This is a genomic window from Gordonia jacobaea, from assembly GCF_001186365.1.
Lineage (GTDB): Bacteria > Actinomycetota > Actinomycetes > Mycobacteriales > Mycobacteriaceae > Gordonia > Gordonia jacobaea.
The window spans coordinates 176,125-191,392 of record NZ_LDTZ01000019.1 but is presented as its reverse complement, the minus strand read 5'-3'; the positions used below and the strand labels follow the sequence as shown (position 1 = coordinate 191,392).

Sequence of the window (15,268 nt, the reverse complement as noted above, 5' to 3'; positions counted from 1 at the left end):
CCGAACCTTCAGCTGGAGGTCAGCTCGAACGGTCGCCTGCGGACGAGCCGACTTCGGTTCGCGCACTGCGGGTTCCGATCGGAATGATCAGCGGATCGCCGTACACGGGGTCGGTGATGACCCGCGCGTTAAGTCCGAACGCGTCGTCGAGGAGTTCTTCGGTGATGACCTCATTGGGAGTGCCCTGCGCAACGATCTTTCCGGCGGTCATCACGAACAGCGAATCGCTGTAGCGGGCAGCGAGATTCAGATCGTGTAGCACCATGACGACGGTTTTGTCGTGTTCGGTGCGCAGCGAGTACACGAGGTCGAGTACCTCGACGGAGTGCGCGAGGTCGAGGTAGGTTGTCGGCTCGTCGAGCAGGAGAAGGTCGGTGCCCTGCGCGAGCGTCATCGCGATCCACACGCGCTGGCGCTGACCGCCGGACAACGCGTCGATGTGCCGATCGGCCAGGTCCGTCGTCCCCGTCATTTCCAACGCCGACGCCACTGCGGCCTCGTCGTCGGGAGATGCCTGCTGGTACCACTTCTGGTGGGGGAACCGGCCACGGCCGACGAGGTCGGCGACGGTGAGTCCCTCTGGCGCGACGGGATTCTGGGGGAGTATCCCGAGCTTGCGTGCGACCTCTTTCGGCTTGGTGTGGTTGATGTCGGAACCGTCGAGAAGCACGACGCCTTCGCGCGGGTGCAGCAGACGCGACATGGCACGCAGCAGCGTCGACTTGCCACATCCGTTGGGGCCGATGATCGTCGTGACCGCGGCGTCGGGGATCTCGACGTCGAGACCCTCGATGACGACGCGGTCGTCGTAGCCGACGCTGAGTCCTTGGCCGACGAGTCTGCTCATACTGTCGCCTTCCGTGACATCGAGATCATGAGATAGATGAGGAACGGTCCGCCCACTGCTGCGGTGACGATGCCGACCGGAAGTCCATTGGGAAGTATCGTGCGGCACAACAGATCACCGGCGAGGACGAGGATCGCTCCGATCACACCCGCCAGCAGCGGCGTCGGGACCGGTGTCCTGGCCAACCGCATCCCGATCTGCGGTGCGAGCAGGGCGATGAACGCGATGGGGCCGGCCGCCGATACTGCCATCGCGGTCAATCCGACCGCGACGAGCAGCACCGTGGTCGACACCGCGGTGGTGCGCACTCCGAGCCCACGCGCCATGTCCTGGCCGAGCGACAGCGCGTCGATCTGGCGGGACATCATCGTGATCACGACGATGCCGAGTACGACTGCGATCGCGACGGGCCATACGCTCGACCAGGTCGATTGGGACACCGACCCGACGAGCCAGACCTGTGCGCGGGCAACGTCTTTGATGTCGGCGCGGGTGAGGAGGAAGGACGTCAGGGCCTGCAGCAACCAGGTCACGCCGACGCCGATCAGCACGAGTCGGAGCGGGTTGATGCCGTGGTTGGCCTTACGTCCGGGCCAGGCGAGCACGTACATGACGATCGCTGTCACGAGACCGCCGATGAGCGCAGCGGCGGGGACACCGACGCCGGCGAGCCATGCGCCCCAACTGTTTGCGAAGGCGATGGCGGCGACAGCGGCAGCACTCGACCCGGCCGTGATGCCCAGAATGTCTGGCGTGGCAAGGGGATTGCGCGCAATCAACTGGCTCAGTGCGCCTGCCGTACCCAACGCGAAACCGACCAACACCGAGACCAGTGCGCGGGGAAGTGAATCCGAGAGCACGACGACGTTCTCGATGCGGGTGCCGCCACCGAGGAGAATGCGCGCGACGTCGAGCGGTGTCAGTGGATAGTCGCTGACACCGACACTCAACAGGAACAGCAGCAGCATCAGTGCGAGTCCGGTGAGTGTCACCGCGACCATGCGGGGACGCACCACCCACGACGACGGACCGATGCGGACGACGAGGTGTCGGCGTTCGAGAGTCGGTGCGGCCGTGGTCTCGGGCTTGGTCTCGGTCGTCATACGTTTGTCAGCTTCTGTCGGCGGACCATGGCAATCAGGAACGGCGCCCCGACCATCGCGAGGACGACGCCGACCTGGACCTCGCCGGGGCGGGCGATGACTCGTCCGATGACGTCGCAGACCAGCATGAGTGTCGCGCCGATGAGTGCCGAGTAGGGGATGATCCAGCGGTAGTCGGGTCCGGTGAACGCGCGGGCGATATGCGGTACGACCAGTCCGAGGAACACGATGGGGCCACAGGCTGCGGTCGCCGCCCCGACGAGCAGGGTGATCGCAGCGATACCGACAGCACGGATCACCAGCACGCGTGAGCCGAGCGCCGTCGTCATCTCGTCGCCGAGACTCAGGATGTTGAGAAAGAACCCGCTCGCCAGCGCGAGGACCAGTCCGGCGACGATGAACGGCAGCGCCGCCCAGAAGATGTCGATGCCGCGCCCGGACGTCGAGCCGACACTCCAGAACCGCCAGGCGTCGAGCGAAGCCGTATCGGAGAGAACCACGGCCGACGTGATCGCCGTGAGCATCGCCGAGAGTCCGGTTCCCGCGAGGATCAGCGTGACCGGGCCGGTACCGGTGAGTGCCGAGACGCCGAAGACCGCGCACGACGCGACGATGGCGCCGAGCAGGCCGAATCCCATGAACGCCATCGGCGAGGAGATCCCGAGTACGTAGACCCCGCACACCACAGCGCACGCGGCGCCCGCGTTGACGCCGAGCATGCCGGGATCGGCGATGGGGTTGCGGGTGTGTCCCTGCGTGATCGCACCCGCTGCGCCGATCGCCAGACCGCAGAGCAGTCCGAGCACGGTTCGCGGGATTCGCAGATCCCAGACGATGCCCGCGACGTCGTCGGGCTTGCTGACCGATGGTGCGCGCAGGTGGATGATCGAGTTCCAGATCTGGCTGACACCTGAGGTGAACGCATCCCAGGTTTGCGCAGGTGGGACGTTGCGTGTGCCGATGATCACCGACGCGACGACCGCCGCGGCGAGGACCGCAACGATCACCAACAAACCGGATATTCGACGCACGAAGGGCAACCTTACCTGAGTCGCGATGTCCGTTATTCGGTCCAGGTCGGAGTCGCACAGTGAAGCCCTGGAGCGATGTCACAGAGTGATTGCTGAACGGGCAAGATGTTCAGCGCCGGTAACAAGTTCCTGTGAGTTTCCGATAAGCATGTTCAGACGGGACGAACCGTCGGGGTGAACGTCCACAGTCGCATCCCGGTGCGTCGACAGCTCGCAGGTCGGTACACGCACGACGAAACACGTGAATCAGGAAGGTCATACGACATGAAGAAGTCTGTGAAGCGCACCATCGCCGCGCTTGCCGCCGCCAGCGGTATCGCCGCCGGCTCTGTTGCTGCCGCTACACCCGCCCACGCCGCCGATCCCGGCGATCTCGCGCTCTTCGGCGGAGTCAATTGCTACTTCAAGGGCTGGGGACCCACCTGGGACAACCTACCGGGCTGGCGCATGCACCGCTGGATGGGCGTGAAGAACGTCGGCGGATCGACCATGACGAACGTGAACGTCACCGAGTTCGGTGGCCCGACGAAGAAGACCGCGATCAAGGGTCAGCCCGCGGGTGTTCTGAAGCCGAACCAGTTCTACATGGCATCGGAGACCACCTGGCGTAGCTGCTTCCCGTCGTCGATCTCCGGGTACACCATCGGAGCCCAGACCGAGAACATTCTCAACAACGCGGGCTTCTGGTGGAACATCGACCAGCAGAAGGGCGAGAACGGAACCGCCCCGAACACGCAGAAGGTTGCGCCGTCGAACAACAACGCGGGTAACCAGGCTCCTCCGGCCGCCGCAGTCACGGCCGCTCAGAACTGATACACCCCGATCGCCCGGCGATCGGTCCCTCTCACACAAAGAACGCCGACCGGAAATCCGGTCGCGTTCTTTATTGCTGTCTGTCAGGCCTTCTGAACCTTGTGCGGTTCCGATGCGGCGATCATGTCCTCGCGCTCGACGACCTTCACGCGCTCGCGGCCCTCAGCGGCGCCGAGGGCGCGCTCGTGCTCGTCGAGGCGGTACCAGCCGTCCCACGTGGTGAACGGGATGTTCTTGGACTCCAGCAGCTCGATGATCGCGTCTTCCGACGGGTTGGCGGGGTCGAGCAGTGCGCCGTTACCCATGTCTTCGATGATGCACTCGACGGTCTCGTTGGCGTCGCCCTTGGTGTGACCGATGAGGCCGACCGGGCCACGCTTGATCCACCCGGTTGCGTAGAGGCCGGTGAGGTGGGAGCCGTCATCGAAGATGCGGCCTGCCTCGTTGGGAATGACGCCCGCCTGCGAGTCGAACGGGATGTGGGGCAGGTTGTCCGAGAGGTAGCCGACGGCGCGGTACACCGCGGTGACGTCCCAGTCGGTGTGCTTGCCGGTCGGCTTGACGTTGCCGGTGCCGTCGAGCTGGGTGCGCTCGGTGCGCAGTCCGACGACCTCGCCGTTCTCGCCGAGGATCTCGATCGGACTCTCGAAGAAGTGCAGGAAGAGCTTGTGGATCGCGCCTTCCTTGGGCTCACGCATCGCGTAGTTCTCGATGATCGTCGCGACCTGGTCGGTGATCTTGGAACCGCGACGGGCGACGGCCGAGCCCTCGTCGTAGTCGATGTCCTCGGGGCTCACGACGACCTCGATGTTGGGCGAGTGGTCGAGCTCCTTGAGCTCGAGCGGCGTGAACTTCGCCTGTGCGGGGCCGCGGCGTCCGAACACGTGGACCTCGACGGCCTTGTTGGACTTGAGGCCCTCGTAGACGTTGGCGGGGATCTCGGTGGGGAGCAGTTCGTCGCCGGTCTTGGCCAGCACGCGCGCGACGTCGAGTGCGACGTTGCCGACGCCGATGACCGCGACCTTCTCCTGCTCGAGCGGCCACTCGCGCGGGAAGTCGGGATGTCCGTCGTACCAGGCGACGAACTGTGCCGCGCCGTAGCTGCGGTCGAGGTCGATGCCGGGGATGTCGAGTGCGCGGTCGTCGGTGGCGCCGGTCGAGAAGACCACGGCGTCGTAGTGCGACTTGAGCTCGTCAAGCGTGATGTCGGTGCCGTAGTCGATGTTGCCGAGCAGACGGACCTGCGGCTTGTCGAGGACCTTGTGCAGCGCGGTGATGATGCCCTTGATGCGCGGGTGGTCGGGCGCGACGCCGTAGCGAATCAGGCCGAACGGCGCGGGCATGCGCTCGTACAGATCGATGCTGACGCCGCGATCCTTGGCGGTGTCGGACTTCATCAAGGCATCGGCGGCGTAGATGCCGGCGGGGCCGGCTCCGACGATGGCAACCCGCAGCGGGCGGCTCTGATCAGTCATAGAGTGTCGTCTACCTCGTGCTCAGGGGTTTCTCGACGCGCCAGGTATGTCGCTGGAGTGCGGCGGAGCGTCGACGCTTATCCCCTCTACGGTAGGCGCTGGGCACCGCTAACCAAAATCATCTGTGAGGGTTACCTCAGTAGCTTCGCTAACTCGTCGGGCGCTTACCCGCTGCTTCGGCGATCGGTGCGACCGCCTGGTCGGCGACCCATGGGACCGTGAGGACCGTCGGCACCGACATCGCGCTTCCGACCTGCTGGTCGAGATAGACGGTTCGGCCCTGCGTCACGTACGCCTGACGGTTCCACGTCGGATCGGCCTTGAGCTTGGCGTTCGCGCCTGACCAGTCCACGGTGACCACCACGTCCGCTGCGTTGAGCATGTCGAGCCTCTCGGCCGAGATCGAACCGTAGAAGCCGCTGGTGATCGTCGGTTTGAGCGAGTCGGGGAAGCTGAGTCCGTAGTCGGCGAGCATCTGCGCACGCCCGTCCCCCGGCCCGTAGATGGAGACACCTCCGTCCGTCGACCCGGTGACCACGACACCCGTCTTGCCCTTCAGCTCCGGATGTTGGGCAACCAGATCGGCGACGTGCTTCTTCGACTCGGCGATCTTCTTCGACGCCGCGTCGGGAAGTCCGACGGCCTTGCCGATCTCGGTGGTCTGTACATCCCACGGCACCTGCCAGTCCTGGTACTGGGCGGGTCGCACGATGGTCGGCACGGCCCTACTCAGGGTGTCGTACTGCTCGCGGGTGGGCGCCGCGCCGACCGCGGTGACCAGCTGCGGGTTGGTCGAGAGTGCCTTGGAGATCTGCGCACCGAACTCCGCCGACACGTTGGGCAGAATCTCGGGCTTGGCGTCGCCGAGGAGTTCGGCATTCCACGGGGCGCTGCGCTGTGTGGGATCGGCGAACGGAGCGATCGTCGTCGGAGTGATCCCGAGGGCGAGCAGCGTGTCCCCGTCGCCAACCCCCATTGCGGCGACGCGAGAAGGCTGGGTGGAGATGGTCGTCGAGCCGTACTTGTGCTCGATGGTGACCGGCAGTGCGCCGGGTTCGGCTGCGGGTGCCGACGAACCGGCAGAGTCTTCTTGTTCGTCGGGGGCTGAGCATCCAACGAGAACCAGAGTCGACGCCGCGATGGTCGCGAACACGGCGAGCAGTGGGCGGACGTGTCGTGAGTGGGGCACGGGGTGGTCCTCTCGTAGATGGCGCTCTTAGGGTCACCTTACGAGATGTGTTGCCGCAGATGTCCGGATCGGGGGTAGTGAAGGTCGGATTCGACGATGACTACACTGCCCGGCATGGCCAGCGGTGCACGTGACAGCAAAAACCCCGGTAGCGATCTCGATGCCGACGACGAGCGCCCACGCACCTGGAAAGACGCCTGGCCGTTCTGGGTTGCGTTGGTGATCGTGGTGCTGGCGATTCTCGGCGTCGTGTTGTCCAACGTGCTGCGTCCGGCGGAGGAGCGCGCAAGCGATTCCGGACAGGTCCAGTTCGCGATCAACGACAACTACACAGCCCGCAACAACGTCGACTACGGCAAGTACAAGCAGACGACGTGCGCTGCCGACACGTCGTCGTCGTCGTTCATCTCCGAGCAGGAATTCGTCAGGCAGAACCGGACGTTGGTGGAGTCCAAGGGGCGCATCGTGATTCCGGAGATCACCGACGTGGCGGTCAACGGCGACCGCGCGACGGCAAAGGTGAACTGGCACTACGACAAGACGCCCGACGACAAGCAGACCACCAGCGTCGTCGTGGTCAAGGACGACGGTACGTGGAAGCTCTGCACAAGCTGACGGTTGACTCGTGGATCGAAGTCACTCGTAGGTGTAGAAGCCCTCGCCGGTCTTGCGGCCGAGCTTGCCGTCGTCGACGTAGCGCTTGAGCAATTCACGCGGACCGGTCGGCAGGTTCGGATTCTCTGCGGCGTAGTGGTTTTCGATGTCGAGCACTACGTCGAGGCCCACGCTGTCCATCATCGCGAACGGGCCGGTTGGCATGTGCCAGTTGATCTTGAACATCTCATCGACGTCGTGCGGCGTCGACACGCCCTCTGCGACGACTTCGAGCGACTCCCGCTTGATGGCTGCCCAGATGCGGTTGAAGATGAATCCCGTGCTCTCCCTGCGTGCTTCGAACGGGTGGATACCGAACTCGGGTAGCACGGTGAGCAGTGAGTCGAGGACGTCGCGGGCCGTGTCGCCGTCGGACATGAGGTCGACGGCATTCGCCGTCGGCGGCATGTAGAAGTGCATGTTGCACAGACGTTCCGGGTTTCGCACGTTCTCGGTCATCGTCGACGACGCATACGACGACGAGTTGGTCGCGAAGATCGCGTCGCCGTCTGCGGCTGCGTCGATCTCGCCCCACAGTGGGATCTTGATGTCGAGGCGCTCGGGTACGGCCTCGACGACCAGCCACGCACCGGCAACCGCATCTGAGAGGGTTGATGCCGGGATCACCTTTCCCGCAACGCCTTTGCCGATGATCTTCAGCGTCTCGTCGATGGTGTCCTCGACGTACTGAACGGCTGCTTCGCGTTGGTCGGCGCTCTGGTCGAAGATCCGCACCTCGCCGCCCCGGGTGGAGAACATGAGAGCGATTCGACGTCCGAGGGTGCCTGCCCCGACGACGGCAACCGGCCGTGCGTCGATGTCGTCGAGGGACTTCGCGTAATTGCTCATCGCGTGTACTTCTTTCGAGAGATGTTGTGGTGGTGGATGTTCGGTGTCCCCAGGGCCCGGCGTCTCAGAGGCCGGCGATGCCCGTGAACGACGAGTCGGGCAGATGGATGATGTCGCGTACGGTGTGGTCGCCACCGATCTCGACAGACCGGATCGAGCCGCCGAGGTCGCTGACGTAGACCAATCCGGCGTCGGAGTCGACGGCCAGGCCGATCGCCTCGTCGAAGCCGCGTGCGAGGATCTCCGGGGTAGCGCCTGCGTGACCCTTGTCTGGAATCGCCGCCTGGTTGAGCGTGTTGCCCGAGGGTGCTGCTCCACGATCGGTCCAGAAGACGGTGTTCGTGTTGAGGTCCAGATGGAGGTCGATCGGCTCCGGTAGGTCGTGCCACAGCACTTCGATATCCGTTCGGGTGGAAGCGGTTTCGCCCTCCGGGAGGTCGAGGCCTGCGCGCAAGATCTTTCCGCGTCCGCCCTTGCTCGGGCCCTTCTGCGTCCAGTACAGGAACCCGCCGACAGGGTCGCTCGCGACACCGACGCATTCCTGTGTCCAGGTGTCGTCGCGGGTGTTGTGCACCAGCGGGGTGAGGCCGGTGCCGTCGGTGGCCACGCGATAGACCGTCGTGCCCTCACGGTCGCAGAAGTAGAGCAGGCCGGCGTCGAAGTCGGCGGTGAGCTGCTTGCCGGTGGTGATGGCGCCGTCGGGAACCAGGTGGGCCTGTCCGGAACCGTCAAGGGCGCAGGTGCGCACCGAGCCGTTCGGAGCGCTGAAATCCCAGGCCTCGTCTGACGAGGTGTCGGCTGTCACCGCGGCACGGGTGGGCTTGCCCATCGTCGTCCAGTAGATGCGGTCGGGCGTGGTGACGATCCCGTCCGGCATGTAGCCCGTCTCGTCGGTCACGGTCTCGACGGAGCCGTCACCGGGATCGACCCGCAGGATGGAGTGGTTGCGGCCATCCAGAACGTACAGATGCTCGAACATGGTGCCTCCCGGTGTGCTCGCGAACAGAGCTCATTTACCTCAACGCTAGGAGCGTCGTGAACGGAAGGGAACGATCGGTTCGGACGCTCCTGTGTTGCCCAAACGGAAATACCGAGTTCGATGTGGAGCGTTGGATATTTCTATGGATGTCATGCACCTGCGGTACTTCCTCGCTGTGGCACGTGAGCTGAACTTCACCAGGGCTGCGGAATCACTCCACATGTCCGCGCCTCCGCTGAGTAAGCGGATCAAGGCGCTGGAGTCCGAGCTCGGCGTCCGCCTCTTCGACAGGTCGACACATCACACCGCACTCACCGATGCGGGTCGAGCATTGATTCCGCTCGCCGAGCGGGTCGTCGCAGATCTCGACGCACTACCGTCCGCGGTGCGTGCGAGCCAGCACACGGACCTGCGGGTTGCCGTTCCGGACGAGCTCACACACGCACAGCGTCGACGCATCTCGGCGGTTGCCGACCAGGTTGACGAGACACATCGGGTGATCTTCTCCCAGATGCCGTCGCTGGAGATGCCGGAGCAGCTCCTCGGCGGCGAGATCGATCTCGCGATTTCGCATCTTCCCGAACACCATCCCGACCTTGTGGGCACGTTGCTCGCGTCGTCGAGAGTCGTGGCCGTCGTCGACGCGTCGCGATTCGCGGGGGCGGCCGCAATCACGACCGCTGACCTGCGGGGCATGACGTTGGTGTCCGGCCCCAGGCACTGGGACCTGCGGTACGGGCCGTACACGCGGCTCCTGCGCGATCTCGGTGTGCTCGTCGACGCCTCGCACCGCTACTCCACCATCTCGGGAATGGCATTGATGCTCCGCGGCGGCGACCGATTCACCCTGGTTCCGGAGGAGACGGAGTCGATGCGCGCCATCGATCGCAGTGAGTTCACGCTTCTTCCCATCTCCGATCTCGCCATGCCCATGGACACGTGGGCGATCAGGCGCGCCGACAGCGACGATCTCGACGCCGTCGTCGCAGCACTTGCGGTGGACGCGTGACTGTCGGGGTCCGGGTGGGACTGCCGGCGTCGTGGCGGGCTCGGGTCGTGGTGGGCTCGGGTTGTGGTGGGCTCGGGTCGAAATCACGCCACGACCGGCGCGCGAGTACATTGCTAGGCGACGAAACTCCCGGCCAGCAGTGCGTTCGGGATAGGCGACAACAGAGAGCGGAAGGTGTGCAGGGCATGACCTATGCAGGCGATCTGACTCCCCAGCAGGCCTGGGAGATGCTGGAGACCGACCCCAACACGGTTCTGGTCGACTGTCGCACGACGGCGGAATGGGCATTCGTCGGCGTTCCGGATCTGGAAGTCATCGAGAAGAACGCTGTCTTCGTCGAGTGGAACACCTTTCCCGACGGGTCGCCCAACCAGGCATTCATTGCGGAACTGCGCGATGCGGGTATTCGTGACGACAACGAAGTGATCTTCTTGTGCCGCTCCGGACATCGTTCGATCGGAGCTGCCGAGGCGGCGACCGCGGCCGGAATCACCAAGGCGTACAACGTTCTCGACGGATTCGAGGGCGCACTCGACGAGAACGACCACCGCGGCGCCGTCGGGTGGCGTGCCTCCAATCTTCCGTGGAGGCAGTCGTGAGTCACGAACTGCCAGAAGGCGTTTCCTTCGACACCCTCGCCGTGCGCGGCGGCCTGGCTCGCTCCGGCTTCTTCGAGACCTCCGAGGCGCTCTACCTCACCAGCGGTTACGTGTACGACTCCGCAGAAGCGGCCGAGCGCGCATTCACCGGTGAGGACGAGCGATTCGTCTACTCCCGCTACGGAAATCCGACGACCGCCATGTTCGAGGAGCGACTGCGCTTACTCGACGGTGCCGAGGCATGCTTCGCGACGGCGAGCGGCATGGCCGCGGTGTTCGTGGCGCTCGGCGCACTGCTGAAGGCGGGCGATCGGCTCGTCGCGGCGCGCAGCCTGTTCGGTTCGTGCTTCGTGGTGTGCAACGAGATCCTGCCGCGCTGGGGCGTCGAAACGGTTTTCGTCGACGGCGAGGACCTCGACCAATGGGAGCAGGCGCTGTCGACGCCGACCGACGCAGTGTTCTTCGAGACGCCGTCGAATCCGATGCAGACTCTCGTCGACGTCGCGAAGGTGTCTGAGCTTGCTCACGCCGCGGGCGCAAAGGTGGTGTTGGACAACGTCTTCGCCACACCACTACTGCAACGCGGATTCGATCTCGGTGCCGACGTGATCGTCTACTCGGGTACCAAGCACATCGACGGCCAGGGCCGTGTGATGGGCGGTGCGGTGTTGGGAACCAAGGAGTACATCGACGGTCCGGTGCAGACTCTGATGCGTCATACCGGTCCCGCATTGAGTCCGTTCAACGCGTGGACTCTGCTCAAGGGGCTCGAGACCATGCGCCTGCGCGTCGACGCGTCTGTGGCGTCGGCGTTGCGCATCGCCGAATTCCTCGAGGCCGATCCACGCGTGCGGTGGACCAAGTACCCGTTCATCACATCGCATCCGCAGTACGACCTCGCGACCAAGCAGATGTCGGGCGGCGGCACCGTCGTGACGTTCGAACTCAATGACCACGACGGCGTCGACGGCAAGAAGCGGGCGTTCGAGGTGCTCAACGCGTTGCAGGTCATCGACATCTCGAACAACCTCGGCGACTCCAAGTCGCTCATCACCCACCCCGCCACGACGACGCACCGCGCGATGGGTCCGGATGGTCGGGCGGCGATCGGGCTCAGCGACTCGGTGGTGCGGCTCTCGGTCGGACTCGAGGGCGTCGACGACCTGCTCGGCGATCTGGATCAGGCGCTCGGCTGACTCGCCGCCCGTAGGTCGCGCAACACTTCTCGAACCATGCGCACCGACGCGTCGTCGAGGACGTTGCCGAACTCGATGACGCGTACCCGCTGCGAGAGCCGGTCGGCGACTTCTGCTGTCTCGCTGGGGATCACGACGACGTCGAGTCCGGCGAGTTCGTCGTCGGAAGTGTCATTGAGCGTCTTCACGTCTGTGATGCCCGCGGCTGATAGCGAATCCCGCACGCTCGCAGCCTGTTCGACGGTGTTGTACCAGAGTCCGACCTTCTGCTCGGGCGGAACGTCGGCGATCTGCATGAGCGTGCGGACGTGCGGCGCGACGACAATGGCCACCACCTCGGCGCGATCACTCATCAACCCGCGGACCTGCGCGAGGTGGAAGAACGTGGTGAGTACCAGGTCTGCAGGGACGGCGTCTGGGTCGAAGTGGTCGAGTACGAGTGGAGTGACCCGAACGCCGAGCTTCTCGGTGAGTTCGTCTGCGAAGTAGTCGGCGCGGTCGTCGTTGCACTCGACGAAGTACACCCGAGGTGAATCAGCTTTTGTGGCAGCGAGATTCAGTGCGAGGTCGCCGATCTCGGTGGGGGAGAGCCCGAGCTGGAGGCACTCGTCGACCGCGAGTTGCAGTGTCTCGCGGGCGTTGTCGCGTGCTTCGGACCGCGGCTGCGTCGACGTTGCGGCGAGCACGACCATCCCGCCGCGGCCCCGCGATTCGACAAGCCCGGCCGCGCGTAGGTCGCCATAGGCTCTGGCGACGGTGTTCCGGTTGATGCCGAGATTGTCGGCGAGCATGCGGGAACCGGGTAGGCGGTCGCCGGCGCCGAGTTGTCCCATCTCGATCATGAAGGTCAACTGGGTGACGATCTGCCGGTAAATGGGCATGTCAGAGTGCTCGCTGACGCTGATCGGCGGCTGAGGTCCCATCGGGGTCGTGTGCTCCTGAAAGATGAATGTCCTAACCGACTATGCCATAGTTGGATGATCCGCACGACCGATTTGAGGACGACCATGACAGACGACGCCTTCTGGGATGCCGCCCAGCGACACCTGATCCGCTACATCCCTGCGTTCACTCCGCGCATCATCGAACGTGCCTCGGGGTCGTACGTCTACGACTCCGACGGCAACGCGATCCTCGACTTCACGTCGGGTCAGATGAGCGCCGTGCTGGGCCATTCGCACCCCGCGATCGTCGAAGCGGTATCGAATTCGGTTGCCACGCTTGACCATTTGTTCAGCGGCATGCTCAGCAGGCCCGTCGTCGACTTTGCTTCGCGGCTGTCGACGACGCTGCCCGACAACCTCACGCGCACAGTGCTGTTGACCACGGGGGCCGAGTCCAACGAGGCGGCGATCAAGATGGCCAAGCTCGCCACGGGCCGCTACGAGATCGTCTCGTTCGACCGGTCGTGGCACGGAATGACCTCTGGCGCAGCGGCTGCCACGTTCTCGGCGGGGCGGCGCGGCTACGGTCCCACGCTGCCGGGCAACTTCACGCTTCCCACCCCGAACGCCTACCGCTCGCCGTTCCGCAACGCCGACGGGTCCTACGACTGGGAAGCCGAACTGGAGTACGGGTTCGCGGCCGTCGACACGCAATCGAACGGCTCGCTCGCCGCGTGCATCGTCGAACCGATCTTGTCGTCGGGTGGCATCATCGAGCTGCCCGAGGGCTACCTCGCGCGGTTGCGGCAGATGTGCGACGACCGGGGCATGCTGTTGATCCTCGACGAGGCGCAGACCGGACTCGGCCGCACCGGCACCATGTACGCGTTCGAGCGCGACGGAGTTGCGCCGGACATTCTCACGCTCTCGAAGACTCTCGGCGCGGGCCTACCCGTCGCAGCCGTCGTGACGAGCGCGGAGATCGAAGACCGTTGCGCGGAGCGAGGATTCCTCTTCTACACGACCCATGCGTCGGATCCGCTTGCCGCGACCGTCGCCCTCACGGTGCTCGACGTGATCGAACGAGAGGGACTCGTCGAGCGTGCCGCCAAGCTCGGAGATGTTCTGCGCGAGAGGCTGATCGGGCTGCGCGACGACGTCGAGGTCGTCGGCGACGTCCGCGGCCGCGGGCTGCTGCAGGGCGTCGAACTCGTGACCGACAAGGCGTCGCGCACACCTGCGGATGCGTTGGGCGCCAAGGTGACTGCCGCCTGCCTCGAGCGCGGACTTCACATGAACATCGTCCAGCTCCCCGGCATGGGCGGCATCTTCCGCATCGCCCCGCCGCTCACGATCAGCGACGACGAACTGCACCAGGGCCTCGACATCCTGACCGACTCCCTCGCCGCGTCGCTCTGAGTGCGGGTGGTTCGGCGCGGGGGTGTGGGCTCCACGACGCGGGCGTGGACCCACGACCCCGGCGTCAACCGAGCTCGTCGACGCCGAGCGCGCGCAGGACGGTCGCGAGCTTCGCCGACGTCTCGTCGAGCTCTGCCTGCGGCTCCGACCCGGTGACGATGCCGCCGCCTGCCCAGGTGTGGACATGGCGACGGTCGTCGGACAGCTCGAGCGAACGGATCGTCACCATCCACTCGCCGTCGCCCGCGGAGCCCGACCATCCGACGGCGCCCGCGTAGAATCCACGACGCTCCTCGTGAGCTGAGATGAACTGTGCTGCAACATCTCCCGGTGTTCCGCACACTGCGGGGGTCGGGCTCAGTAGCAGCGCCAGGTCGAGGGCGGTGATCGTCGGATCGCTCAGCACGCCGCGAATCGGTGTCGCGAGGTGCCACATCTCGCCGGTCGAGACGAGCGACGGCTGATCAGGCACGTCGAGTTCACGACAGATCGGCTCGAGCGCGTTACGGAGATGGTCGACGACGAACGCGTGCTCGGCGCGGTCCTTCGTCGAGGCGAGCAGTGCTCGGCCGGCAGCGTGGTCGACGTCGGGGTCTGCTGAGCGCGCCGCCGATCCCGCGTAGGGACGGCACGTAACCTCGAGACCTTGTTTGCGCAGCAACACTTCTGGGCTCGCTCCGATGAGCCATCGAGCTCGCGGGTCGGTGTGCTCGTCGACGCTGAGGTCGACGAGAAACGCAGAGTGATCGGCGTTTCCGTACGCCAGTGCGTCGAGAAGTCGATCCGGGTCGACGGGAGGTTCGACGTCGAATTCGACGGCGCGCGCGAGCACGACCTTCGACAACGCCCCCGCGTCGATCTCGTCGATGGCACGTGCGACCCGGTCCCGATGCGTCGCGGCGTCGGGAATCAATGTGACGCGCTCGGCGTGAGCAGGCTCCGGCGCTTGCCCCACGATCGCCGAACCGCTGTGCGTGATGGTTTCGGGAACCAGCAGCGCGGCGTCGTCGGCGGTCGTGAACCCGATCGCCCCGGTGACGGCGCCGATGCGCCCGGAACGTAGCTCCTCTGCAGCCTCGGTAGCGTCGGTGAATCCCGCGGACGCGCCACGTGCTCGAACGGTGCCGTGCGGCCTGGACAGGACGAAGACCTCCGAAGCTGGCATGGATTCACGCTACCGGTTGCGTGGAAGCGCGACCGCGCACAGACCGACCGGGCTGG

Annotated in this window: 15 protein-coding genes; 6 read left to right on the top strand and 9 right to left on the bottom strand. The window is 65.3% G+C overall.

Going from position 1 to position 15,268, the window contains the following annotated elements; genetic code table 11:
- Positions 1–19 precede the first annotated feature (19 nt).
- The 3 genes from ABW18_RS16045 to ABW18_RS16035 are packed head-to-tail and all read right to left on the bottom strand — an operon-like array spanning position 20 to position 2,981.
- A complete protein-coding gene (locus ABW18_RS16045) occupies positions 20–847 on the bottom strand; it encodes an ABC transporter ATP-binding protein (protein WP_049699975.1) in 828 nt (275 codons plus the stop codon).
- Positions 844–1,950: a FecCD family ABC transporter permease gene (locus tag ABW18_RS16040; RefSeq protein ID WP_049699974.1), complete on the bottom strand. Its 1,107-nt coding sequence runs from the start codon at positions 1,948–1,950 to the stop codon at positions 844–846. The genes ABW18_RS16045 and ABW18_RS16040 overlap by 4 nt, the downstream gene beginning before the upstream one ends.
- Positions 1,947–2,981: a FecCD family ABC transporter permease gene (locus tag ABW18_RS16035; RefSeq protein ID WP_049699973.1), complete on the bottom strand. Its 1,035-nt coding sequence runs from the start codon at positions 2,979–2,981 to the stop codon at positions 1,947–1,949. Before ABW18_RS16035 ends, ABW18_RS16040 begins: the two co-directional genes overlap by 4 nt.
- A 264-nt stretch (positions 2,982–3,245) precedes the next feature.
- Here ABW18_RS16035 and ABW18_RS16030 point away from each other — a divergent pair, with 264 nt between their 5' ends.
- Complete coding sequence (locus ABW18_RS16030) at positions 3,246–3,794, top strand: hypothetical protein (protein ID WP_049700109.1); 549 nt, start codon at positions 3,246–3,248, stop codon at positions 3,792–3,794.
- A gap of 83 nt (positions 3,795–3,877) precedes the next feature.
- Here ABW18_RS16030 and ABW18_RS16025 read toward each other — a convergent pair whose 3' ends face one another.
- Complete coding sequence (locus tag ABW18_RS16025) at positions 3,878–5,269, bottom strand: FAD-dependent oxidoreductase (RefSeq protein ID WP_049699972.1); 1,392 nt, start codon at positions 5,267–5,269, stop codon at positions 3,878–3,880.
- 148 nt (positions 5,270–5,417) lie between these two features.
- On the bottom strand, positions 5,418–6,458 hold the full coding sequence (locus ABW18_RS16020) for an ABC transporter substrate-binding protein (protein WP_049699971.1): 1,041 nt from the start codon (positions 6,456–6,458) through the stop codon (positions 5,418–5,420).
- Positions 6,459–6,572: 114 nt separating this feature from the next.
- Between ABW18_RS16020 and ABW18_RS16015 the strand changes: the two genes are divergently transcribed.
- On the top strand, positions 6,573–7,073 hold the full coding sequence (locus tag ABW18_RS16015) for an Rv0361 family membrane protein (protein WP_049699970.1): 501 nt from the start codon (positions 6,573–6,575) through the stop codon (positions 7,071–7,073).
- A 21-nt stretch (positions 7,074–7,094) separates the two neighbouring features.
- Here ABW18_RS16015 and ABW18_RS16010 read toward each other — a convergent pair whose 3' ends face one another.
- Positions 7,095–7,961, bottom strand: coding sequence for a 3-hydroxyacyl-CoA dehydrogenase family protein (locus tag ABW18_RS16010; RefSeq protein WP_049699969.1), 867 nt, complete (start codon positions 7,959–7,961; stop codon positions 7,095–7,097).
- A 64-nt stretch (positions 7,962–8,025) separates the two neighbouring features.
- Positions 8,026–8,940 (bottom strand): hypothetical protein, encoded by a 915-nt coding sequence (locus ABW18_RS16005; protein WP_049699968.1) that lies wholly within the window; start codon positions 8,938–8,940, stop codon positions 8,026–8,028.
- Between the two features lie 142 nt (positions 8,941–9,082).
- Between ABW18_RS16005 and ABW18_RS16000 the strand changes: the two genes are divergently transcribed.
- The 3 genes from ABW18_RS16000 (at position 9,083) to ABW18_RS15990 (ending at position 11,744) form a co-directional block, all read left to right on the top strand.
- The gene (locus ABW18_RS16000; protein WP_049699967.1) at positions 9,083–9,949 is read left to right on the top strand and encodes a LysR family transcriptional regulator; all 867 of its coding nucleotides are present in this window, start codon (positions 9,083–9,085) and stop codon (positions 9,947–9,949) included.
- Between the two features lie 185 nt (positions 9,950–10,134).
- The gene (locus ABW18_RS15995; protein WP_049700108.1) at positions 10,135–10,548 is read left to right on the top strand and encodes a rhodanese-like domain-containing protein; all 414 of its coding nucleotides are present in this window, start codon (positions 10,135–10,137) and stop codon (positions 10,546–10,548) included.
- Positions 10,545–11,744: an O-succinylhomoserine sulfhydrylase gene (locus ABW18_RS15990; protein ID WP_049700107.1), complete on the top strand. Its 1,200-nt coding sequence runs from the start codon at positions 10,545–10,547 to the stop codon at positions 11,742–11,744. Before ABW18_RS15995 ends, ABW18_RS15990 begins: the two co-directional genes overlap by 4 nt.
- On the opposite strand, the gene ABW18_RS15985 is transcribed toward ABW18_RS15990, so the two are convergent.
- Complete coding sequence (locus ABW18_RS15985; RefSeq protein ID WP_049699966.1) at positions 11,729–12,667, bottom strand: GntR family transcriptional regulator; 939 nt, start codon at positions 12,665–12,667, stop codon at positions 11,729–11,731. The two genes, ABW18_RS15990 and ABW18_RS15985, sit on opposite strands and share 16 nt — an antisense overlap.
- A gap of 84 nt (positions 12,668–12,751) precedes the next feature.
- Here ABW18_RS15985 and ABW18_RS15980 point away from each other — a divergent pair, with 84 nt between their 5' ends.
- A complete protein-coding gene (locus tag ABW18_RS15980; RefSeq protein WP_049700106.1) occupies positions 12,752–14,047 on the top strand; it encodes an aspartate aminotransferase family protein in 1,296 nt (431 codons plus the stop codon).
- Positions 14,048–14,111: 64 nt separating this feature from the next.
- Here ABW18_RS15980 and ABW18_RS15975 read toward each other — a convergent pair whose 3' ends face one another.
- The gene (locus ABW18_RS15975; RefSeq protein WP_049699965.1) at positions 14,112–15,212 is read right to left on the bottom strand and encodes an isochorismate synthase; all 1,101 of its coding nucleotides are present in this window, start codon (positions 15,210–15,212) and stop codon (positions 14,112–14,114) included.
- Between the last annotated feature and the right edge of the window lie 56 nt (positions 15,213–15,268).